Below are 20,692 nucleotides of genomic sequence, written 5' to 3'. Positions count from 1 at the left end.
CGGTCTGCCACGATGACGCGCATGACGATGATCGATCCGTTGGCGCCGTTCCAGTGGCTGGCCGCGCCCGAGTGCCGGCCCAGCCCGCTGAACGTCATCTTCAGCGTGGCTTTCTTCCGCCGCCTCGACCCGGTGAAGGTGGTGCGGCGGTTCAGCAGGGGTGAGGACCTGGGGAAGGAGTCCGACTTCGCCGGGCTCGACGAGGCGGCCCAGGAGTTCGTCGACCGCGGTGACGGCGGCGACGGCGGTGGCCACGTCGGCGTCTTCCAGGAGGGGGAGTGGTCCGTCGCCGTCGAGCCGATTGGTTGGATGGTCACCCTCCACGAGGTGCTGCCCCGGCTGTCGCGCGGCTGCGAGGTCGTGGCGGTCACCCGGCACGACTACGCCGCCGAGCACAGCTTCGAGTACGCCGTCGACGGCGAGAGCGTCACCGGCTACCGGCTGCGGCACCCCCACGACCGCTACGGCTCCGACCCCGACCGCCTCAACGACCACATGCGCGAGCTCGGCATGGCGCTGGAGATGCCCGAGGGCGACGACGCCGCCTGTGACGCCGTCTGGCAGCTCAACTATGACACCGCCGTGCCCAGGGCGTTCGCGCTCGCGGCGCGGATCACCGGCGTATCCTTCACCCCTGACCTGCTCGACCGGCCGATGCTCGTGGGCCCCGTCGTGGACCCGTTCGGGCCACGCGAGTAGCGCTTCGCCGGATGGAGGATGGATCGGTGTCCGCTGCGGCGGCGGCGGACCTCGTCCGGCTCGTGGATGCCATGGCAAGGCCCAGGATCCGGCCGCTGTTGCGGCGGCAGCCCGATATTCAGGCTTGTATGTGCGGAAGGTATGGTGAGGGCTTGTGACGACGTTCCGGATCAGCGAGGCCGCGGCGCTGCTCGGGGTCAGCTCCGACACCGTACGGCGGTGGGTGGACGCGGGCCGGCTGGCCGCCGAGCGGGACGAGCACGGCCACCGGCAGTTGAACGGCGCCGACCTGGCCGCCTTCGCCCGCGCCCAGGTCGAAGAGGTGGACGGCGGCCGTTCGTCGGCGCGCAACCGGTTTCGCGGGATCGTCACCGAGGTGATCCGCGACGCGGTGATGGCGCAGGTGGAGATCGCCGCGGGGCCGTTCCGGGTGGTGTCGCTGATGAGCCGGCAGGCCGCCGACGAGCTGGGTCTGGAACCGGGGGTGGTGGCGGTCGCCGTGATCAAGTCCACCAACGTCGTCGTGGAGATCCCCGGTCACGAGCGCGTGGCCAGTACCTTGTGAGGAGCCCCCCTTGGTGTTCAGGCGTCCTTCCCGATGGGCGATCGTCCTGCCTGTCGCGCTCGCGCTGGCGGGCCTGTCAGGTTGCGGCTCCGGCGAGCCGGCCGCGACCCCCGCTACGGGCTCGTCCTCGGCCGCCGGTGGCGGGGCCGAGGAGGTGACGGTGTTCGCGGCGGCGTCGCTGACCGGGACGTTCATCGAGCTCGGCAAGACCTTCGAGGCCGCGCATCCGGGCACCACGGTGAGGTTCAACTTCGGCTCCAGCGCGACGCTGGCCCAGCAGATCGTCCAGGGGGCGCCGGCGGACGTGTTCGCCGCGGCGAGCCCGGCCACGATGAAGACCGTCACCGACGCGTCCCTGGCGGCCTCGCCGGTCACGTTCGTCCGCAACAAGCTGCAGATCGCCGTGCCGAAGGACAACCCGGCCAAGGTGGACGAGCTGAAGGACCTCACCGACGCCAAGGTGAAGGTGGCGCTCTGCGCGGAGCAGGTGCCGTGCGGCGCGGCGGCGGTCAAGGCGCTGGACGCGGCCGGGCTGAAGGTCACCCCGGTCACCCTGGAGCAGGACGTCAAGGCCACTCTCACCAAGGTCGAGCTGGGTGAGGTGGACGCGGCGCTGGTCTACCGGACCGACGTGATCGCCTCGGCGGGCAAGGTGACCGGCATCGAGTTCCCCGAGGCGGACCAGGCGATCAACGACTACCCGATCGCCACGCTGGCCAAGGCGCCCGCCGGTGACCTGGCCGGGCAGTTCGTGGACCTCGTGCTGTCGCAGCAGGGCAAGGACGTGCTGACCAAGGCCGGCTTCGAGGCTCCCTGATCGCCCATGAACCTCTCCGCACCGGAACAAGCCGGCCCGCCGGGCCCGTCAGCAGGGTCCCGGGGCCGGCGGGCCGCGGGCCGTGAGATCGCCGGGCGGCTGCCGTGGATGCTGGTGCTGCCCGCCGTCGCGGGCCTGGTCTTCCTGGTGCTGCCGCTGGCCGGGCTGCTGATCCGGGCTCCGTGGCCGACGCTGCTGGCCCGGCTGGCCGAGCCGCACGTGCTGGAGGCGCTGCGGCTGTCGCTGGTGTGCGCCACCGTCGCCACCGCCTTCTGCCTGCTGCTCGGGGTGCCGCTCGCCTGGCTGCTGGCCCGGGTGGAGTTCCCCGGGCGGAAGCTGGTGCGGGCGCTGGTCACCGTGCCGCTGGTGCTGCCGCCGGTCGTGGGCGGCGTGGCGCTGCTGCTCGTGCTCGGCCGGCGCGGGCTCGTCGGGCAGTGGCTGGAGTCGAGCTTCGGCGTCACGCTGCCGTTCACCACCGCCGGGGTGATCGTGGCCGAGGCGTTCGTGGCGATGCCGTTCCTGGTGATCAGCGTGGAGGGCGCGCTGCGCGGCGCCGACCAGCGCTTCGAGGAGGCCGCGGCGACGCTCGGCGCCTCCCGCTGGACCGTCTTCCGCCGGGTGACGCTGCCGATGGTCATGCCCGGGGTGGTGGCCGGGGCGGTGCTGTGCTGGGCGCGGGCGCTCGGCGAGTTCGGCGCGACCATCACCTTCGCCGGCAACTTCCCCGGCACCACCCGCACGATGCCGCTGGCCGTCTATCTCGCCCTGGAGACCGAGCCGGAGGCCGCCATCGTGCTCAGCCTCGTGCTGCTGGCCGTCTCGGTGATCATCCTGGCCAGCCTGCGCGACCGGTGGGTGAGCGCCGCATGACCCTCGACGCCCGCCTGGTGGTCACCCGCGCCGCGTTCACCCTCGATCTCGACCTGCACGTCGCCGCCGGCGAGGTGGTCGCGCTGCTCGGACCCAACGGCGCGGGCAAGACCACCGCGCTGCGCGCCCTCGCCGGGCTGACCGGGCTGTCGGGGGGCGAGATCGTCCTCGACGGCCGCCCGCTGCACACCCTGCCCGCCGAGCAGCGCCCGATCGGCATGGTGTTCCAGGACTACCTGCTGTTCCCCCACCTGTCGGCCCTCGACAACGTCGCCTTCGGGCCGCGCTGCCAGGGCGTGCCGAAGGCCGAGGCCCGCCGCGCCGCCGCCACCCTGCTGGAGCGGGTCGGGCTGGCCGACCGCGCCGCCGCCAGGCCCCGGCAGCTGTCCGGCGGGCAGGCCCAGCGGGTCGCGCTCGCCCGCGCGCTGGCCGTACGGCCGGAGCTGCTGCTGCTGGACGAGCCGCTCGCCGCGCTCGACGCCCACACCCGGCTGGAGATCCGCTCCCAGCTCCGCCGTCACCTGGCGGACTTCGACGGCGCCACCGTGCTGGTCACCCACGACCCCCTCGACGCGATGGTGCTGGCCGACCGGCTGATCGTCATCGAGCACGGCACGATCGTCCAGCAGGGCCCGCCGGCCGAGGTCGCCCGCCGCCCGCGCACCGACTACGTGGCCCGCCTGGTCGGGCTCAACCTCTACCGGGGCGTGGCGGAAGGGGCCCTGGTCAAGGTGGGAGAGTTGTCGCTGCACACCTCCGAGCACCTGGACGGGCCGGCGTTCGTCGCCTTCCCGCCGGCCGCCGTCGCGCTCTACCGCAGCCGCCCCGACGGCAGCCCGCGCAACCTGTGGCAGGCCACGATCGGCGGCATCGAACGGCACGGCGACAACGTACGGGTGCACCTCGACGGCCCCGTCACCGCCTTCGCCGACATCACCCCCGCCGCCGTCGCCGACCTCGACCTGACCCCGGGCCAGCGCATCTGGGCGTCGGTCAAGGCCACCGAGACCCACGCCTACCCGGCGTGAACGAGCGCGGGTCAGACGCGGACGACGGCGGTGTGGGTGCTCCCGCGGCTGCCGCCGACCTCCACCTTGATCGACTTCTTGGATCTGCGCACGCTGCGGCCGCCCTTCACGACCGAGCGCACCGCCCAGGGCAGCCTGATCCGCACCTCGTCGGCGGTCCTGGACGGGTCGGAGACGGCGATCCGCACCCGCCCGCGGTCGCGGCGCAGCACCAGCGTGCACGGGCCGTCGGCGGAGAGCGTCCCGTGCGGGGTCTTGACGCGGCCCGCCCGCCAGAACACCGCGGCGATCAGGTCGCCCCGGGAGACGGCCTGCGCCGTCGCGTTGTTGGCCAGGACGTCCACCTGCCGCCGGTAGGCGGCGGTCCGCTCGGCGCAGGCCCCGGGCAGCACCGCGTAGGCGTAGCGCGCCTTGCGCGGATCGGCGCCGTGGTCGATCACGATCGTCGTGTAGTGCCTGGTGACGGGGGTCTTGTCGCCGCCCGTGGTGGCGCCCTTGTCGATGTCGCGCCAGCGTCCGGTGCGCTTCTCGCGGATCACCTTGACCTCGTCGCCGACCTCGGCGCCGTCCAGCAGCGCGTACCCGGCCACGCCGGACAGGTGGAGCCACCGCTCGCCCCTGGTCAGCGGCGGATGCTCGGCGTGGGTGTTGCGGTTCTCCACGACCGTCTCGATCCGGCGGCCGTCGGAGGCGGTGATGCCGGCGCCGAGCGCGATCACCGCGTCGTCGAGGAGGAACCACGCCTTCTTGGCGCGCAGCGACGAGCCGCCCGCGACCAGCTTCATGGCGGCGACGCCGTACTCGCCGTCGAGCGCCACCCCGCCCGCCCACGGGGTGGGCGGCAGGCGGCGCGTGCCGTGCGCGAGGTCGGCGCGCCTGCGGGTGTCGACCGTCGTGCCCGGCAGCCGGTACGGGTCGATCGTCGGCCAGAGGTCGTCGTTCCAGTGGGTGAGGTCGTCGGTGTAGAGGTACGTCATGCCGTCGCCGGTGTACCAGCCGTGCAGGTTCTCCTGGTTCATGGCCTCGGCCGCGCCGATGCGCTCCGAGCTCATCGCGATGGCGAAGGCCCAGCCGGGGCGGCGGTGCACGACGCGGTCCATGTCGGCGAAGACGTACGTGCCCGTCGTACGCGGCCCGACCGGCACCGCGTCGTCGGCCAGCAGCGCCTCGGCCCGCGCGAGGCTCGCCAGCGGCGCGTGCGTGCCGAAGGGGATCGCCTGGTTGCGGGTGAGCCAGCCCTTCACCAGCGGCCGCCAGCGCCGGGCGTGCCGCTCGGGCGCGCTGTCCAGCAGGGTGAGGACGGCCTCGACGGTCTTCTGCCCCGAATGGTGGTCGCGGTGGCCCTGCACCGAGATCTGCCGGCCGCGGACGCAGTCCATCATCAGCCCGTCGAAGACGAACGGCACGAACGAGCGGTCCACGATCTCGTACACGTTGCCGATCCGGGGGATCTCCCACGGCGAGCGCGCGAGCATGGCGATCAGCTTGGCCACGCTCTCCAGGTAGTCCACGCCGTAGCTGCCGGTGTACGGGTAGACGTCGTGCTGGATGAACGACCCGTCGCGGTAGAAGCCGTCGCCGGGCCCCTTCGTCCGCCGTAACAGGTCGGAGACCGCGTCCCTGGCCCGCTTGACCAGGCGCGCGTCGTGGGTGAGCAGCCCGCGCATCGCGACGGCCATGGCCTTGCCCGCCCGGTTCGCGCCCGTCTCGACCACGCCGGGATGGCTGATCCGCCGCTCCGGGTCGGGGCACCAGCGGCGCAACGGGCGCAGCCAGCGTTCGAGGTGGTCCTTCGGCAGGCCGTCGTAGAGCAGGGCGCAGGTGTCGGTGAGCGCGCGCGGCACGCCGATCTCCCACCAGTACCAGTTGCTGCCCCGCCGGTCGAGGCGCTCGTGGTAGGCGTGCTCGTACAGGAAGTCCAGCGCCCTGACCGCGGTCTCGGCGACCTGGGGGTTGCCGTGCATGGCGGTCCCCGGCGTGGCCCAGCCGAGCGCGAGCGTGCGCATGCGGTTGTAGGAGCGGTTGAAGTCGCCCGTACGCGGGTTGGCCAGCGGCAGGTCGGGCCACAGGCTCGGGCGGCGCGGGTCCGGCTTCAGCTTGCGCAGCACCGCGTTCGCCGAGCCCTCGATGGCCTGGATCTTGTCGGTGTGGCCGGGGTCGTACGCGCCGCCGGCCAGCAGGCTCACCCAGCGCTCCCGCGCGGCGTCGAACGCGGCGGTGCTCATGGTGGTGCTCACCGCCTCAGCCGGCCTTTCCCACAGGGCGGCACCGGCCACGGCCGAGGCGCCCAGCAAGGCGGACCGCCGGCTGAGGGGGTGCATCATGGCGGCCTTTCGGGCATGGGGGCTGATGGCAGATGAGAAGATCCTATGTCGGTAGAAGGACCACTCATCGCGCCATCGCCGTCACCACTCGGCCGGCAGTTTCACATCCTGGGAGTCGGCGAGGGACACCTTGTGCAGCAGCCGGGTCCGCCCCGTGTAGACGTTCAGCGCGTAGCTGCGCAGCTCCGTCTTCACCTGGTAGTCGAGCACCAGCTCGGACGCGCTCGCCCAGATCCGCACGGAGTCCGGCTGCGTCCTGGCCGGCACGCCCTTCACCGTCACCTTCCGCACCACCCGGCCGGTCTTGGCGTCGAGCAGCGTCACCTTCTTCTTCTGCATCTCGTCGAACTCGATCGCGGCCACCGTGCGCCCGTCCGGGGCGGGCTCGCTGAACATGATGTACGTGCCGGGGAAGCGCACCGGCTTGCCGCCGCCGGTGACCGGCATCAGCCACAGGTCGGTCTTGCGGTAGCGGATGAGCTCGACCAGCCCGTTCTTGATGCCGATCGCCTCGTACTTGCCGTTCAGCGTGGTCGTCTTACCGGTGCGCACGTCGATCAGCAGCCCCGGATACTTGCTCCCTTCGCGCGGGTCGAAGGCGAGGTGGCGCCCGTCCTCGGAGACGACCAGCATCGAGCCGCCGCCGATCTGCGACTCCTTCACCTTGGCCCGCGAGACGACCTGGGTGCCGGCCACCAGGTCGCGGACCACGTGCGCCCCCTCCTTCCTGCTGTAGTAGGCGAACATCCGCCCGTCCCTGCTGATCGCGACCGGCGGCCGCGGATCGCCGGCGGTGGTGGCGAGCGCCTGCGGCACCCGGTAGGTCCTGCCCGTGCGGGTGACGACCCGCCACTCGACCTCGGAACAGTCGAAAGACGGCGGCGTCTGCGACTTGTCCACCTCGCAGGCCGTCAGGTACGCGTGGCTGAGCTCGCCCACCTTGCCCGAGGGCAGGTCGGGCACCGACGACGTGGCGGGGGCGGCTTGGCCGGACCCGGTCAGCGTCACGCCCGCCGTCACCGCACCGACGATCGCCACCGTCGTCAAAAAGGCCGTTGCCATAGTGATATGTCTCCTGTGTCGTTGATGGTTCGCCACCGCGAGCGCCGCCAGGTCCGTCGTGGACGCCACGTCCGGCGCCTCCTGGGCCAGCTCTTCGAGTGCCGCGCGCAGCCTGCTCATCTGGACACCTCCTCGGCCTCGAAGTCCTCGCTCAGCTCCGGCGCCAGCGCGCGCAGCCGCGCCAGCGCGTGATGGGTCTGGCTCTTGACGTTGCCGATCGAGCAGCCCAGCGCCTCCGCGGTCTGGGCCTCCGTCAGGTCCTCCCAGAACCGCAGTACGATCACCGCGCGCTGCTTGCGCGTCAGCTTGGCCAGCGCCCGCCGCAGCACGACGCGGTCGAGCGCCGCCTCGTCGTAGGAGACGCCCTGCTCGGGCGGCTCCGCGCTCGGCACCTCGAAGCGCGGTCTGCGCCGCCACGAGATGTACTGGTTCACCAGCGCCCTGCGGGTGTACGCCTCCGCGTTCCCGCCCGCCGCCAGCTTGTGCCAGTGCCTGGCGACGTTCGTCAACGTGCTCTGCAACAGGTCCTCGGCGAGGTGACGGTCGCCCACGAGCAGGTACGCGGTCCGCATCAACGCCTGTTGCCGGGCGAGCACGAACTCGCGGAAGCCCTCGTGACGATCCAATGTGATCTCCTCTCGCCCGTTGCCAACGCGGCCCGGCGGGCGAAAGGTTGCAGGCGCGGGATGGGCGGTGCGAGAAAAGCCATCACGGGGTCAATCATGTTGCCCGGCCGTCCTTCCTGGCCGTTGAATGGGAGCTGTGATCTCTTGCAGCGCCAGGGTCCGCCGCGTGCCCTCCATCGAGCTGAGCATCGGGGTGGGGTTCTTCGCGGCGGTGGCGGCCTGCGCGATCACCGCCCTGCTGGTGCCCATCGGCCAGCTTGAGGTGCGCTTCGCCGTCATGGGGCTGGCCGGGTGCTGCTACGCCGCCTTCGCGGCCGACCTGCGGGCCGCCGCCGTCATGGGCCTCGTCGTCTGGACCCTCGCCACCGGCTTCCTCATCCAGCCCGCCGGTGAGCTCATCGTGACCGGCGTGCCCGACGTGCTCAGGTTCGTCGTGGTCGTGGGCATGTGTCTGTCCGGCGGCCTCTACGGCATCGTGCGCCGCCACGCCCGCCGCTCCGGCGGGAAGCGCGAGAACCGGCCGCGCGGCACCCCGCCGTCGGCGGCCCGGCCGGCGCTGCGGCGCGTCCCTCCTCGCCGCTACGCGCCGGTGGGCTCGTGCCCCAAAGGGCCGGTGGCGCGCCCGCCCGGCGGCCGTTCCGGCCGGACCGTGGCCGGGTGCCGGTGCCGGGGCCCGGCCGGCCCGCCGCGCTGAGCCGGTCGTCATCTCAGGTGCAGGCGCACGGGAGCCCCGCGACCGCCGTACGGTGACCCGTGGGGGGTACTCAAGGCCGTCCGTGAAGGAGCCGGTGAAGGCGATGTCAAGGAGAACCATGCATCTGAACAGCTGAGTCCGATCGTCGAAGGGTGAGCGGGCCCTGGTCAGGGCCGTGGGAACCAGGCGGTGTGCGGCGCCTCCGCTCCGGCCGCCAGCCAGGCGGCCGCGGCGGCGGTGTCGCCGGCGACGGAGATCGGCGCGGACCAGCGGTCCGCGCACCGCCGCAGGACGTGCTCGCGGACCGGGCCGTCCGCCGTCAGGACGCCGCCGGCGAGGACGATCGGCGTCGTCTCGCCCGGCGCGCGCACCCCGGCCAGCGTGCCGAGCAGCCGGTCGGCGGCGGCTTCCGCGATCCCGGCGGCGGCCGGGTCGCCCGCCTCGGCGGCCCGCGCGACGAGTGGGGCGAGCGGGGCCAGCGTGGGCACGGGCGCGGCCTGCGCCCGGATGATGACGATCTCCCCGGTTCGCGGCGTCAGGGCCGCGCCCGGCCCGGCGACCGCCTCGGTGACCAGCCGGGCCAGCTCGCCCGGGGTCCCCGCCGTGAGCTGGCGGACCGCGGCCCGCGCCGCCGCCCGGCCGAGCCAGAACCCGGAGCCCTCGTCGCCGAGCAGCCAGCCGAGTGCGTCGCCGACGCGGGTGACCCGCCGGTCCTCGACGCGCAGCGCGCCCGCGCCCGTACCGGCGAGCAGGACGTGCCCGGACGGCTCCGGGGTGCCCGCGACGAAGGCGAGCAGGGGGTCCTCGACCGCGCGCACCGGGAAGCGCAGGCCGCACGCGGCCCACGCGCGCCCGAACGCCGCGTGGACGGCCGGGTCCTCCAGCGCTCCGAGCCCGGCCAGCCCGATGACCCCGTCCGCCACCCGGCGCGGGTCCACGTCGCCGAGCGCCTGCCGTACGGCGGCGGTGATCTCGGCGAGCGCGGCCTCGACGCCGTGCGCGGCCGGGTTCCCGCCGCCGGCGAGGCCCTGACCGGCGCGTTCGCCGGTGAGTGTGGCGAGCAGGGCGCGGGTGGAGGTGCCGCCGGCGTCGATGCCTAGGAACAGTTCCATGGATCACTTCCTCCGAGGGGCGGGATGGCGGGCGCCCGGATCTGCTGTGATGAAGTTCTGCTGTACCTGGCGAATCATAAAAAACTCACGACCCGGGGGAAGAGCTCATGTCATCGACAGGTCCCGGACTACCTGGCCGTCGTCCCGCCGGGAGATCGACCTCGGCCGCGAGATCGGCCCGCAGGACCCGGCGCAGCGCACCTTCCACCGCACCACCGAGGCGTTCGACCTCACGGTGCGGGCCGTGGAGTCGCACGAACTCTGACTCGGTGCAGACTTCCGGGAAAATTTCGCGAAGTCGCGTAATCAAGGCGAGCAGCCGGACTCCTCCCTTGTGAAAGGAAAGGAGCTCTGCTTGAGCACGATGAGATCGATCTTCATGACGCTGCTGCTGTCGATGGTGGCGGCGGTTCTGGTGGTTCCCTCGCCCGCCGTCGTCGCGGCGGCGGCCGCGCCGGCGGCCCGCTCGCCGTTCGCCTGCGACCGCGCGGACGCCGGCGACAAGGGCTGGGTGCTGCCGATCTATGTCCACCAGCCGGGGCAGGACGCCTGGGCGGCCGACAGCGCCGCGCTGCTCAACACCCTCTGGGAGACCGACCAGACGGTGGACTCCAGCGCCGAGCGGTTCGGGATCTCCCGGCGGCTGCGGGTCGTGCAGGACGCCGGCTGCCGCCCGGTGGTGGCGAAGCTGCCGTTCACCAAGGGCCGCAACCGGGCCGAGATGGGCAAGGCGATGGAGGAGAACCTCGACGCGCAGCCGGCGCAGGTGCGCACCCTCTGGAAGGCCAACCGGGTCAAGCCGCTGTACTTCGTCAGGGACAACGAGATCACCGACTCCTGCACGGGCGGCGGCGCGAACGCCGGGATGAGCGGCGGCAACGTCATCCTGCCGCGCTGGTGCTGGAGCGAGGCCGGGCTCACCCACGAGCTGATTCACAGCTTCGGGCTCTCCCACTGCGACGGCGGCGGGGTGAACGGCAACGACCCGGTCTGCCGCGACATGGGCAACCGCAAGGAGTGCACGAGCGACCTCGCGGCCAACTACCACCTCGACTCGTGCCGGATCGACGACTTCCGCTACTTCGAGCCGACCCCGGTCAGGCAGCCGGCCCTGGAGAAGATCAGGAACGTGGCGTTCAGCCCGTACCTCATCCAGGACCAGCCAAGCCCGGTGTGGCAGTTCCGCGTCAAGGCGGTCGACGGCGGCAGGTGCCTCGACGGGAGCGCGGCCCAGGTCGTGCAGCGCACCTGCGCGAACGGCGCCGCGCAGACCTGGCAGCGCGCCATCGACGACGACGGCTACCTGACGATCCGCAACGCGGCCACCGGCCGTTGCCTCGCCATGGCCGAGACCGTCGTGACCGCCGCGTGCGTGAAGAAGGACAAGTCCCAGCAGTGGCTGCCGCAGGCCGGCCAGGACAAGACCAACTTCGCCAACCGGGCGGGCGGCAAGAAGCTTTCCATCAAGGACAACCGGGACGGCGGGGCGGTGGTGGCCGACGGCAAGGGCGAGTTCGTGGCCGAACTGCTCGACGGCCTCGACCCCGCGCCCGCCCAGCCGGGCACCTCGGCCCCGACGGCCAAGCCCACGCCCACGTCGAGCTCGACGTCCCGGCCGACCGCAGCCCCGACGGCTGGGCCTACCTCTGAGCCGGACGTCGCCGCGCCGGGCAAGGTCCGGTTCAGGAGCTCGTACGGCACCTGCCTGACCGTGTCCGGCACGCGGGTACGCCTCGGCTCCTGCGGCGCCACGTGGGACGTCGTCAATGCCGGCAAGCACGTGCAGTTGCGCCAGAAGAACCGCTGCCTGGCGCTCGGCAGGATCAGCGGCGGCAAGCGTGCGGTCGTCATGACCGCGTGCAGCGGCGGCGCCAAGGGACAGCGCTGGCTGCTGGAGAGGACCGGCGGCTCGGTCACGCTGAAGAGCGCGACGACCAGGGCCACCCGGATCGTCGCCGGCGCCGGCAGGTCCGCCGCCGTCTATGCCAAGGCCGCATATCCGAAGAACTCGGTCAAATTCCTGCTCAAGTGACGGACGATCAGAAAGGCGAGGACGCGGCCCTGACCCGCCTGGTCAGGGCCGGGGACGAGCGTGCCGTCTCCGAGCTGTACGAGCGGCACTATCCCGCCGTCCTCGCCTTCGCCCGCCGCCTGTGCCAGGACCCGCACACCGCCGAGGACCTCGCCAGCGAGTCCTTCGCGCGGACCCTGCGCACCGTGCGCCACGGCTCGGGCGGCCCGAGCGACGCGTGGCGGCCCTACCTGTACGCGGTCGCCCGCAACACGGCGATCGAGTGGGCCCGCTCCCAGCAGCGGATCGTGCTGACGGAGGAGTTCCGCGAGGACGAGCTCACCACGTCGCCGCCCGAGCCGCCCGACGATCTTGTGACGCGGGCCTACCGGTCGCTGCCGCCGCGCTGGCAGACCGTGCTGTGGCACACGCTCATCGAGGAGGAGGAGCCGGAACGGGTCGCGCAGATCCTCGGCGTCACGCCGGGCAACGTGGGGGTGCTCGCCTTCCGGGCTCGGGAAGGGCTGCGCAAGGCGTACCTGGCGGCGCACGTGGCGGGGGCGTCGCCGCGCTGCCTGCAGTACGCCGAGCCGCTGGCGGCGGTCGTACGCAAGCGCAGCGACCGGCTGCCGCGAGGGCTGCGTACACACCTGAGCGACTGCGCGAGCTGCGCGAGGGCGCACGCGGAACTGCGCGACCTCAACGCCACGCTCCGCGCGGCGGTCCCCGTCGCGCTGCTCCCTCTCGCACTGAAGGCGGGCGAGTGGACCGCCACGACGGCGACGTCCCTGGCCCCGGCCGCCTCCGCGACCACGAAGGCAGCCGCCGCCTCCAAGGGCGCGGTCGCTGGGAAGGGTGCGGTCGGTGGGAAGGGGGCGGTCGCCTCCGAAGGCGCCGTCGCCGGGAAGGGGGGTGCTCTTTTCCCGGGGGTGCCGGGGTGGGCGATTCCGGTGGTGGGGGCGGCGGTGGTCGTCGCGGTGGCCGTGGTCGGCGTGGCCCTGGGGCCCGCGCCTGCCCCGGCGCCGCCGGTCGCCGCTCCCACGGCCGGCCCGCCCTCGGCCGCGAGCCCGCCGGCCGACGCGGCGACGCCGACGCGGACCCGGAAGCCGGCATCGACGAGGACGCCGGCGGTCACGTCCACGGCCGGGCCGACGGCCACGTCCACGCCCAGAGCGACGGCCGGCCGGTCGCGGACCTCGGTGCCGGCCCGCAGGAGCGCCGGCACCCCCACCGGGCGCGCGACCCCGTCCGCCGCCGCGCAGGCGGGCGTCCGGCTCGTGCACGCGGGCCGGTGCGTCGGCGTGGCGGGCGCGGAGGTGGCGGCGCTGCCGTGCGCCGACCCCCGCACGGCCTGGCGTACCAGGGGCTCCGCCCAGCAGTTCCAGCTCGTCAACGTGGTCACCGGCCGCTGCCTGGCCGCCGGCGAGCAGTACGACACCACCGCGTTCAACGGCGGCGGCATGTTCGCCGTCCGCCTCCGGCCCTGCGCCTCCGTCCCGGCCCAGCGCTGGCACCGCCCGGCCTTCAGCGACGGCGTGCGCCGCCTGGTGAGCGTCCCTTCCGGCAAGGCCCTGTCCATCGGCAAGGAGTTCGTCGGCAAACGCCCGCCGACGGCGTTCATCCTGTACGGCCCCTACACCGGCTCGGCCGACCAGAGCATCACCTTCGCGAACGGCTGACGCGCCCGGCGAGCCGTCATGGCAGGTCTTTTGCCGACCGTTGTCATCGCGGGTGAAACAGTCGGTTCATGATGTGGGGCCGGTCCATCAGAGCGCGGATGACGGTCGCGACGGTGACGCTGTTCGGGGTGATCCTGTTCGCGGGGGTCTTCGTGATCTCGTCGCTCTTCCTGGCGCAGGCGCGTGACGACCTTCAGAAGCGGGCGGAGGCCGCGGCCCGCCGCCTGACCGTGCTCATCGACCGGTCCCGTTTCACGGGCCGGATCCCGAAGCTGGACGACGTGAGATTCCTGCAGGTCGTGGACGGCGCGGGCCGGGTGGTGGCGGCCAGTGCCGAGCTCGCCGGCGCGCCGCCGCTCACCCGCGCCCGGCCCGGACCGGGGGAGTCGCTCGTGAACGAGCGGGTGTGCGGCGAGGAGACGCCCGCGGACGCCGTGCCGCCCGGCACGTGCATGGTCGTGGTGGGGCTGTTCGACCAGACCAGCGCGTACGGCCCGGTCATGGCCTACGCCGCGGTCCGGGAGCCGAGCGAGCTGCGCTCGCCGTTCCTGTTCGTCCTGCTGTACGGGTCGGCGGCGCTGCTGCTGGCCCTGATGGCCTGGGGCACCTGGTACGGCGTCGGCCGCGTCCTCGCCCCCGTCGAGCGCATCCGCCGCGGCCTGGAGCGGATCAACGCCGAGGACCTGAGCCGGCGCGTCGAGGTGCCCGCCACCGACGACGAGGTCGCCGAGCTGGCCGTCACCGTCAACGACACGCTGGAGCGGCTGCAGAACGCGGTGGACCGGCACCGCAGGTTCGTCTCCGACGCCTCGCACGAGCTGCGCAGCCCGATCACGGCCATGACGGTGCGGCTGGAGGCGGGGATGGCCGAGCGGCGGGACGAGGACTGGGCGGCGGCGCTGGGGGACGCGTACCGGCTGTCCGCCATCGTGCAGGACCTGCTGATGCTGGCCCGCCTGGACGCCGCGCCCTCGGTACGCAACGAGCGCATCGACCTCGGGGCGCTGGTCGGTGAGGAGATCAGCCGCCGGGGCGAGACCCGGCTGCCGGTGACGACGTCCATCCAGCCCGGCGTGATCGTCCGGGGGCACCGGCTGCGGCTGGCCCGGGTGCTGACGAACCTGCTGTCGAACGCCGACCGGTACGGCGACACCCGCGTGCACGTCACCGTGCGCGCGGCCGGGGAGCTGGCCGAGGTCGAGGTGCTGGACGACGGGCCCGGCATCCCGCCGGACAAGCGTGAGCAGGTCTTCGAGCGTTTCACCCGCCTGGACGCGACCCGCTCGCGCGACACCGGAGGCAGCGGCCTGGGCCTGGCGATCGCCCGCGACATCGCGCAGGCGCACGGAGGGACACTGCTGGTGGGCGAGGGGCCGGGCGGCCGGCTGATCCTGCGCCTGCTGCGCGACCAGAGCGACCCGGGCGTGGGAGACCCGCCCGGGGAGGGGCCGGGCGTGGGGGACACGGACCCTAAGGGATCGCCCCGATAGTGATCTAACTGGTAGGAATCGGACCCGTAAGAACGTGCTGGGGCCCGGCTTGAGCGTTGACGTGATGTGAGGATTCAGGATGAGTTTGCACCAGTTGTACGCAGTCCTGCTGGCCGGCGGCCTGGTGTTACTCGCCAGCATCGCCGCCGCCCGCACGGCCACCAAGCTCGGACTGCCCGGCCTGCTGCTGTTCCTGGCGCTCGGCGTGCTGCTCGGCGAGGACGTGCTCGGCATCGACTTCGACGACGCCCAGCTGGCCCAGCTCCTCGGGACGACGGCGCTGGCGATCATCCTGGTGGAGGGCGGCCTCAGCACCCGCTGGAGCGACATCAGGCGGCTGATGCTGCCTTCGGCGCTGCTGTCGGTGCTCGGCGTCGCGGTCAGCGTGGCGATCACCGCGTCAGGGGCGCACCTGCTGCTCGGCCTGGACTGGCAGCTCTCGCTGCTGCTGGGCGCGATCGTCTCCTCCACCGACGCCGCGGCCGTCTTCTCGGTCCTGCGCGCGTTGCCCCTGCCGCGCCGCGTCGCGGGACTGGTGGAGGCCGAGTCCGGTTTCAACGACGCGCCCACCGTCATCCTGGTGATCGTCTTCTCCACCGGCGTCACCGACCTGCCTGACCCGCTCTCCATCGCCGCGGAGATCGGCTTCGAGCTGGTGGCCGGAGCCGCGATCGGGCTGGCGATCGGCTGGGCGGGCACGGCGGCGCTGCGGTTCGTGGCGCTGCCGGCCAGCGGCCTGTACCCGCTGGCCACCGTCGGCCTGGGCGTCATCGCCTTCGCCGCCGCAGGGGCCGTGCACGCCTCCGGGTTCCTGGCCGCCTACCTGGCCGGGCTCCTGCTGGGCAACGCCGTGCTGCCGCACCGCGCCGCGACGCGGTCCTTCGCCGAGGGGATCGGCTGGCTGGCGCAGATCGGCCTGTTCGTCATGCTCGGCCTGCTGGTCACGCCGCGCGAGCTGCCTTCCGCGCTGCTGCCCGCGGTCATCATCGGCCTGGTGCTGCTGCTCGTGGCCCGGCCCGTCTCGGTGGCCGCCTGCCTCACCCCGTTCGGTATGGGGTGGCGGCACCAGGCCTTCATCTCGTGGGCGGGGCTGCGCGGCGCGGTCCCCATCGTGCTGGCCACCTATCCCATCGTCGCCGCGGTCCCCGGCAGCCATCAGCTGCTGAACATCGTCTTCGTCCTGGTCGTCATCTTCACCCTGATCCAGGGGCCGACCCTGCCGCTGATCGCCCGGCTGCTGCGCATCACCCAGCCGCACCAGGCCCGTGAGGTGGAGATCGAGGCGGCGCCGCTGAACGTGCTGGCCGCCGACCTGCTCACGCTCACCATCCCGCCGGGTTCGCGGATGAACGGCGTGGAGATCTTCGAGCTGCGGCTGCCGAAGCCGTCCATCGTCACGTTGATCATCCGTGACGGCGACACCCTCGTCCCCGAGCCCGACACCCCGCTCCGCGAGGGCGACGAGGTGCTCATCGTCACCACGCCCGCCACCCGCGCCGAGGTCGAGAACCGGCTGCGCGCCGTGGGCCGCGGCGGGCGGCTGGCCCAGTGGCACGACGGGCGCGGCGAGGCCGGGCCGGCCCCCAGGCGGGCCGGGCGGGAGCCGCTGCCGCTGTCCGGCGCGAGCCGCACCGCCGTCCCGGCCCTCGTCCGCGCGCGTGAGGCCGTCGCCGCCTGGTGGGCCGGGATCACCCCCAAGGGCCTGCAGCGCGACGAGCCGTAACCCCAGGGTCAGGCGGGCTCGCGGTAGCCGATGGACGACAGGACGAAGTCCACGATGGTCTCGGCGTAGCGCGGGGCGTCCTCCACCAGCGCCGGCATCTTGTCCAGCGGCGTGGACAGGACGTGGTTGACGAGGATGCCGTTGACCGCGTCGAGGACCAGGGCGGGTGAGGTGCCCTTGGGGATCTCGCCGCGCTCGATGGCGAGCAGGACGAGGCTGCGGAAGATGGTCCGCCACTGCCTGCCCAGGTCCTCCATGGCCTGGCCGAACAGCTCGGGATAGAACTTGGCCTCGATCTGCGCCCGGATGCCGACCAGCCCGTCACGGCTCTGCTGCGCCCGGAGGGTCCGGATGGCCATGGCCAGCAGGTCCTCGCGCAGCGAGCCGGTGGACTCGGCCATCACCGGGGTGGTGAGCGAGGCGAGCGCCGCCACGATGAGCTTCTCCTTGCTCTGCCAGCGGCGGTAGAGCGCGGCCTTGCCCACGCGGGCCCGGCGCGCCACGGCGTCCATGGTGAAGCCGGCCCAGCCCACCTCGGCGTAGATGTGCAGCGTCGCGTCGAGCACGCGCGGCTCGATGTCGGGGTCCGGCGGCCGTCCCGGCCGTGGCGCGGCAGCGCTCGTCATGAGGACCAGTTTGCCAGGAGAGGGCATCAGCGTCAGCGATCTTCGTCAAGGTTGCGGACAATGATCGTCCCTTTTATGGGGGAGGCCGCCCGGCCGCCTCCCGCAGGTCGGGGTCCGGCGGGAGGCGCGCACGGCCGTCCTCCGGCTCAGGAGGTACCGGCCGCGCGGGCGGCGCGGGCCGCCTCCACCTTGAGCGCGTCGCGTTCGGGGTTGGCCAGCAGGGCGAACAGCGCGCCGCCGATCAGCACGATGACGCCGGCCAGCAGGAACGCGCTGGTGTAGCCGTCGGCAGGGGAGCCGCTGGAAGCCTTGGCGGCGTCGAGGACCATGCCCGCGAGCACCGGGCCGGGAACGCCGATCAGACCGCTCAGGGCCAGGCCGAGCGACAGGACGCCGGTGCGCTGCGCGGGCGGGGTGATCTGGGCGAGCGTCGGGTTGGCGATCGCGTAGATGCTGGTGCTCAGGCCGTAGCCGAGCATCAGCAGCGCCATGGGCAGCGCCACGCCGTCCGCGAGGGGGAGCGCCATGAGTGACACGCCGCCGGCCATCGCCAGTCCGCCGCCGATGAGGGTGCGCACCACTCGGGCCGGGACGCCCCGCTTGAGCGCCCGGTCGCCCCACGCGCCGTAGGCGAACAGGAAGATCACCGAGGTGATGCTCGGCACCCCGAACAGCGACCCCGCGGTCACGGCCGAGAAGCCGAGGCCCGCCTCGAAGTACGACGGCAGCCAGGTGAGGACGATCATCACGAGCATGCCGACCGAGGAGAACAGCGCGAGGTAGCCGATGAAGGTGCCGGTCAGCAGGATCGAGCGGAGCGGGGCCTTGGTGCCCGCCGTCGGGTCCTCGGGCGCGTCGTCCGCGGCGGTCTCCTTGGCGGGCTTCTTCGGCGGGCGCGGCGTCACCGGCTCGGCGTACGGGCCGGTCTTGCCGACGAACGCCCAGCCGACGCACCAGACGAAGCCCATGATCGCGACGCTGAGGAAGCCGTACTGCCAGCCGAGCGCGGCGATCACCACGACCAGGACCGGCGCGAAGATCAGCTTGCCGAACGAGGCCCCGGTGGTGAGCAGCGCGGCAGGCAGGCCGCGCCGCTCGTTCGGCCACCAGGAGTAGGCCATCGAGTGCATCACCGAGTTGGAGGGCGCGTCCGCCGCGCCGAGCAGCAGCCGGGTCACGACGAGCATGCCGGCCGAGGCGACGAAGAAGATCGGTAGCTGGATCAGCGACCAGAGCAGGACGAGGGTGAACAGCGTGCCCTTGAGCGGCAGCCGGTCGGCCACGGTGGCGAACAGCAGCGTCACGGCGGGACCGAGCAGGCTGGCGGCGGTGCTGATGGTGCCGAACTGGGTGGCGGTCAGGCCGAGGTCGGCCATCACGGGCTGGGCGACCAGGCCGAGGATCGCCTTGTCCAGATAGGCGATCAGCGTGCTGGCGAGCAGCATGAGGGTGATCACCCAGGCTTTGACCATGCTGGGCTTCGACGGCGGGGCGGCCGTCGTGGAGATCGCTGGTTCGCTGTGCGGGGGAACGCGCTCGCTGACCATGGTGGGGGGCTCCTTGGTGAGGACGTGGCCGGCCAGGGGGTTCGGGGCAGGGTTCATCGGCTCCGCGACGTCGGCGTGGAGCGAGCGGATGTGCGGGGGGCGGGGAGACGCGGAAGGGTGCGGGAAGGAGCGCCGGCGGGGAACGCGGGCGCGGGGCGGCAGGCGTCCGGGAGGGCTGCTTCGCCCTGGAAAACGGAGTTTGAGCTGCGCTTTTAATATGGACGAAACATGTCTGCAAAACAGAAGCTAGGTCAGCGTTCTCGGCGATGTCAAGAGTGCCCGCCTATTTACAGACAAAGCACGTCCGGATTAGGGTGCGGGCATCGTCCCCAGCAGAAGGAGTACGGTGGCGCCACCCGTGTCCGGTCGCGCGTCGCATCTCGTGACCGCCGCGCTGGCCTTCAGCGGCATGGTCGTGGCGATGATGCTCACCCTGGTCGTGCCGATCATCCCCAACCTGCCGCGCCTGGTGTCCGCCTCCGTGGACGACGCGTCCTGGGTCATCACCGCCACGCTGCTGTCCTCCGCCGTGTTCACCCCGGTCAGCGGACGCCTGGGCGACATGTACGGCAAGCGGCGCATGATGCTCGTCAGCCTCGCGCTCATGTGCGCCGGGTCGCTGATCTGCGCGGCGTCGAGCTGGCTGCCCGCCGTCGTGGCCGGCCGCGCGCTGCAGGGCTGCGCGGTCGGCGCGATCCCGCTCGGCATCAGCCTCATGCGCGACCTGCTGCCGCCCGGACGGCTCGGCTCGGCCATGGCGCTGATGAGCGCGACCATGGGCGCCGGAGGCGCGATCGGGCTGCCCCTGGGCGCCCTGGTCGCGCAGTTCGCCGACTGGCACATGCTCTTCCTGGTGGCCGCCGCCATGGGCGCGATCGGCCTGGTGCTGACCCGCGTCCTCGTGCCGGACTCGCCGCTGCGGACCGGGGGCCGGTTCGACTTCCCCGGCGCGGCCGGTCTGTCGGCAGGGCTGGTGTGCTTCCTGCTGCCCATCACCAAGGGCGCCGCCTGGGGCTGGACGAGCCCGCTCACCCTGGGGCTGTTCGCCGCCGCGGCGGTGATCTTCCTGGTCTGGGGGCTCGTGGAGCTGCGGACCCGCGACGCGCTGGTCGACCTGCGCATGACCGTCCGGCGCGAGGTGCTGATCACGAACGCGGCGTCCGTCGCGTTCGGGTTCGGCATGTTCGGTTCGAGCCTCGTCTTCCCCCAGCTCCTGCAGGCGCCGGCCGCCACGGGCTACGGCCTGGGGCTGTCCATGCTGGAGGCCGGGCTGTGGATGGCGGTGGGCGGCGTGATGATGATCGTGCTGTCGCCGGTCTCGGCCCGCCTCACGGGCGCGTACGGGCCCAAGGTGACGCTCGTGGTCGGCGGCCTGCTCAGCGCCGCCGGCTACGGCGGCGCGCTGTTCCTGATGGACGAGGTGTGGCACGTCGTGGTCGCCTCGACCGTGGTCTCGGCCGGCGCCGGCCTCGGCTACGCCGCCATGCCCGCCTCGATCATGAACGCCGTCCCGCAGTCGGAGACGGCCGCCGCCAACGGCATCAACTCGCTCATGCGCTCCATCGGCACGTCGCTGGCCAGCGCGGTGATCAGCGCCGTGCTGGCCGTCCAGACCGTCCAGCTGGGCGCCGCCGTGCTGCCCTCCCGCACCGGCCTCCAGCAGGCGCTGGCCGTGGCCGCCGCCGCGGTGAGCGCCGCCGTCCTCCTGAGCGTCCTGCTGCCCCGCCGCCGGGGCCGGGGCGCGGGGCCCACGCCACTGCCGGGCGGCGTCCAGGCGGAGCCCGCCACCAGTTCGGGCTGACCGACGGCCCGGTGCTCC

At 72.9% G+C, this 20,692-nt stretch carries 17 protein-coding genes; 11 read left to right on the top strand and 6 right to left on the bottom strand.

Annotation, left to right across the window (positions count from 1 at the left end; all coding sequences use genetic code 11):
- The first annotated feature begins 21 nt into the window (after positions 1 to 21).
- The 5 genes from SMD20_RS10010 (at position 22) to SMD20_RS09990 (ending at position 3,979) form a co-directional block, all read left to right on the top strand.
- Positions 22 to 699 carry a DUF6461 domain-containing protein gene (locus tag SMD20_RS10010; protein WP_329578077.1) on the top strand — a complete coding sequence of 226 codons (678 nt, stop codon included), beginning with the start codon at positions 22 to 24 and terminating at the stop codon, positions 697 to 699.
- A gap of 154 nt (positions 700 to 853) precedes the next feature.
- A complete protein-coding gene (locus SMD20_RS10005) occupies positions 854 to 1,264 on the top strand; it encodes a TOBE domain-containing protein (protein WP_329578075.1) in 411 nt (136 codons plus the stop codon).
- A 13-nt stretch (positions 1,265 to 1,277) separates the two neighbouring features.
- Positions 1,278 to 2,081, top strand: a complete 804-nt coding sequence (modA, locus tag SMD20_RS10000) for a molybdate ABC transporter substrate-binding protein (protein WP_442942467.1) — start codon at positions 1,278 to 1,280, stop codon at positions 2,079 to 2,081.
- Positions 2,082 to 2,087: 6 nt separating this feature from the next.
- Positions 2,088 to 2,951 (top strand): ABC transporter permease, encoded by an 864-nt coding sequence (locus tag SMD20_RS09995; protein WP_442942466.1) that lies wholly within the window; start codon positions 2,088 to 2,090, stop codon positions 2,949 to 2,951.
- Complete coding sequence (locus SMD20_RS09990) at positions 2,948 to 3,979, top strand: ABC transporter ATP-binding protein (protein ID WP_329578070.1); 1,032 nt, start codon at positions 2,948 to 2,950, stop codon at positions 3,977 to 3,979. The genes SMD20_RS09995 and SMD20_RS09990 overlap by 4 nt, the downstream gene beginning before the upstream one ends.
- An 11-nt stretch (positions 3,980 to 3,990) precedes the next feature.
- On the opposite strand, the gene SMD20_RS09985 is transcribed toward SMD20_RS09990, so the two are convergent.
- The 3 genes from SMD20_RS09985 to SMD20_RS09975 all read right to left on the bottom strand — a co-directional run bounded on the left by SMD20_RS09985 (position 3,991) and on the right by SMD20_RS09975 (position 7,991).
- Positions 3,991 to 6,216 (bottom strand): polysaccharide lyase 8 family protein, encoded by a 2,226-nt coding sequence (locus SMD20_RS09985; protein ID WP_329578067.1) that lies wholly within the window; start codon positions 6,214 to 6,216, stop codon positions 3,991 to 3,993.
- Positions 6,217 to 6,384: 168 nt separating this feature from the next.
- Positions 6,385 to 7,485 (bottom strand): hypothetical protein, encoded by a 1,101-nt coding sequence (locus SMD20_RS09980; RefSeq protein ID WP_329578065.1) that lies wholly within the window; start codon positions 7,483 to 7,485, stop codon positions 6,385 to 6,387.
- Positions 7,482 to 7,991 carry a SigE family RNA polymerase sigma factor gene (locus SMD20_RS09975; RefSeq protein ID WP_329578062.1) on the bottom strand — a complete coding sequence of 170 codons (510 nt, stop codon included), beginning with the start codon at positions 7,989 to 7,991 and terminating at the stop codon, positions 7,482 to 7,484. Before SMD20_RS09975 ends, SMD20_RS09980 begins: the two co-directional genes overlap by 4 nt.
- Positions 7,992 to 8,157: 166 nt before the next feature.
- Between SMD20_RS09975 and SMD20_RS09970 the strand changes: the two genes are divergently transcribed.
- Complete coding sequence (locus SMD20_RS09970) at positions 8,158 to 8,685, top strand: hypothetical protein (protein ID WP_329578059.1); 528 nt, start codon at positions 8,158 to 8,160, stop codon at positions 8,683 to 8,685.
- 167 nt (positions 8,686 to 8,852) lie between these two features.
- On the opposite strand, the gene SMD20_RS09965 is transcribed toward SMD20_RS09970, so the two are convergent.
- Complete coding sequence (locus tag SMD20_RS09965; RefSeq protein WP_329578056.1) at positions 8,853 to 9,797, bottom strand: N-acetylglucosamine kinase; 945 nt, start codon at positions 9,795 to 9,797, stop codon at positions 8,853 to 8,855.
- A gap of 364 nt (positions 9,798 to 10,161) precedes the next feature.
- On the opposite strand from SMD20_RS09965, the gene SMD20_RS09960 reads away from it, so the two are divergent.
- From SMD20_RS09960 to SMD20_RS09945, 4 genes are all read left to right on the top strand, one after another.
- The gene (locus SMD20_RS09960) at positions 10,162 to 11,829 is read left to right on the top strand and encodes a ricin-type beta-trefoil lectin domain protein (protein WP_329592490.1); all 1,668 of its coding nucleotides are present in this window, start codon (positions 10,162 to 10,164) and stop codon (positions 11,827 to 11,829) included.
- Positions 11,826 to 13,487 carry a sigma-70 family RNA polymerase sigma factor gene (locus SMD20_RS09955; protein ID WP_329578054.1) on the top strand — a complete coding sequence of 554 codons (1,662 nt, stop codon included), beginning with the start codon at positions 11,826 to 11,828 and terminating at the stop codon, positions 13,485 to 13,487. Before SMD20_RS09960 ends, SMD20_RS09955 begins: the two co-directional genes overlap by 4 nt.
- A gap of 98 nt (positions 13,488 to 13,585) precedes the next feature.
- Positions 13,586 to 14,977, top strand: coding sequence for a sensor histidine kinase (locus SMD20_RS09950; RefSeq protein ID WP_329578051.1), 1,392 nt, complete (start codon positions 13,586 to 13,588; stop codon positions 14,975 to 14,977).
- 79 nt (positions 14,978 to 15,056) lie between these two features.
- Positions 15,057 to 16,700 (top strand): potassium/proton antiporter, encoded by a 1,644-nt coding sequence (locus tag SMD20_RS09945; RefSeq protein WP_329578049.1) that lies wholly within the window; start codon positions 15,057 to 15,059, stop codon positions 16,698 to 16,700.
- 8 nt (positions 16,701 to 16,708) lie between these two features.
- Here SMD20_RS09945 and SMD20_RS09940 read toward each other — a convergent pair whose 3' ends face one another.
- Positions 16,709 to 17,326, bottom strand: coding sequence for a TetR/AcrR family transcriptional regulator (locus SMD20_RS09940; protein WP_329578047.1), 618 nt, complete (start codon positions 17,324 to 17,326; stop codon positions 16,709 to 16,711).
- A 146-nt stretch (positions 17,327 to 17,472) separates the two neighbouring features.
- Positions 17,473 to 18,930, bottom strand: coding sequence for an MFS transporter (locus SMD20_RS09935; RefSeq protein WP_329578044.1), 1,458 nt, complete (start codon positions 18,928 to 18,930; stop codon positions 17,473 to 17,475).
- A 301-nt stretch (positions 18,931 to 19,231) separates the two neighbouring features.
- Here SMD20_RS09935 and SMD20_RS09930 point away from each other — a divergent pair, with 301 nt between their 5' ends.
- A complete protein-coding gene (locus SMD20_RS09930) occupies positions 19,232 to 20,674 on the top strand; it encodes an MFS transporter (protein ID WP_329578041.1) in 1,443 nt (480 codons plus the stop codon).
- Positions 20,675 to 20,692: the final 18 nt, after the last annotated feature.

Origin of the sequence: Nonomuraea sp. LP-02, assembly GCF_036289125.1 — a bacterium.
GTDB classification, from domain to species: domain Bacteria; phylum Actinomycetota; class Actinomycetes; order Streptosporangiales; family Streptosporangiaceae; genus Nonomuraea; species Nonomuraea bangladeshensis.
The sequence above is the reverse complement of the archived record's forward strand: the minus strand, read 5'-3'. Positions and strand labels throughout refer to the sequence as shown.

Excerpts from the sequence above, each read along its gene's own strand:
- SMD20_RS09995 (WP_442942466.1), top strand. The coding sequence starts at position 2,088 with ATGAACCTCTCCGCACCGGAACAAGCCGGCCCGCCGGGCCCGTCAGCA.
- SMD20_RS09990 (WP_329578070.1), top strand. The coding sequence starts at position 2,948 with ATGACCCTCGACGCCCGCCTGGTGGTCACCCGCGCCGCGTTCACCCTC.
- SMD20_RS09965 (WP_329578056.1), bottom strand. The coding sequence starts at position 9,797 with ATGGAACTGTTCCTAGGCATCGACGCCGGCGGCACCTCCACCCGCGCC.
- SMD20_RS09935 (WP_329578044.1), bottom strand. The coding sequence starts at position 18,930 with ATGAACCCTGCCCCGAACCCCCTGGCCGGCCACGTCCTCACCAAGGAG.
- SMD20_RS09940 (WP_329578047.1), bottom strand. The coding sequence starts at position 17,326 with ATGACGAGCGCTGCCGCGCCACGGCCGGGACGGCCGCCGGACCCCGAC.
- SMD20_RS09950 (WP_329578051.1), top strand. The coding sequence starts at position 13,586 with ATGACGGTCGCGACGGTGACGCTGTTCGGGGTGATCCTGTTCGCGGGG.
- SMD20_RS09980 (WP_329578065.1), bottom strand. The coding sequence starts at position 7,485 with ATGAGCAGGCTGCGCGCGGCACTCGAAGAGCTGGCCCAGGAGGCGCCG.
- SMD20_RS10010 (WP_329578077.1), top strand. The coding sequence starts at position 22 with ATGACGATGATCGATCCGTTGGCGCCGTTCCAGTGGCTGGCCGCGCCC.
- SMD20_RS09945 (WP_329578049.1), top strand. The coding sequence starts at position 15,057 with ATGAGTTTGCACCAGTTGTACGCAGTCCTGCTGGCCGGCGGCCTGGTG.
- SMD20_RS09960 (WP_329592490.1), top strand. The coding sequence starts at position 10,162 with ATGAGATCGATCTTCATGACGCTGCTGCTGTCGATGGTGGCGGCGGTT.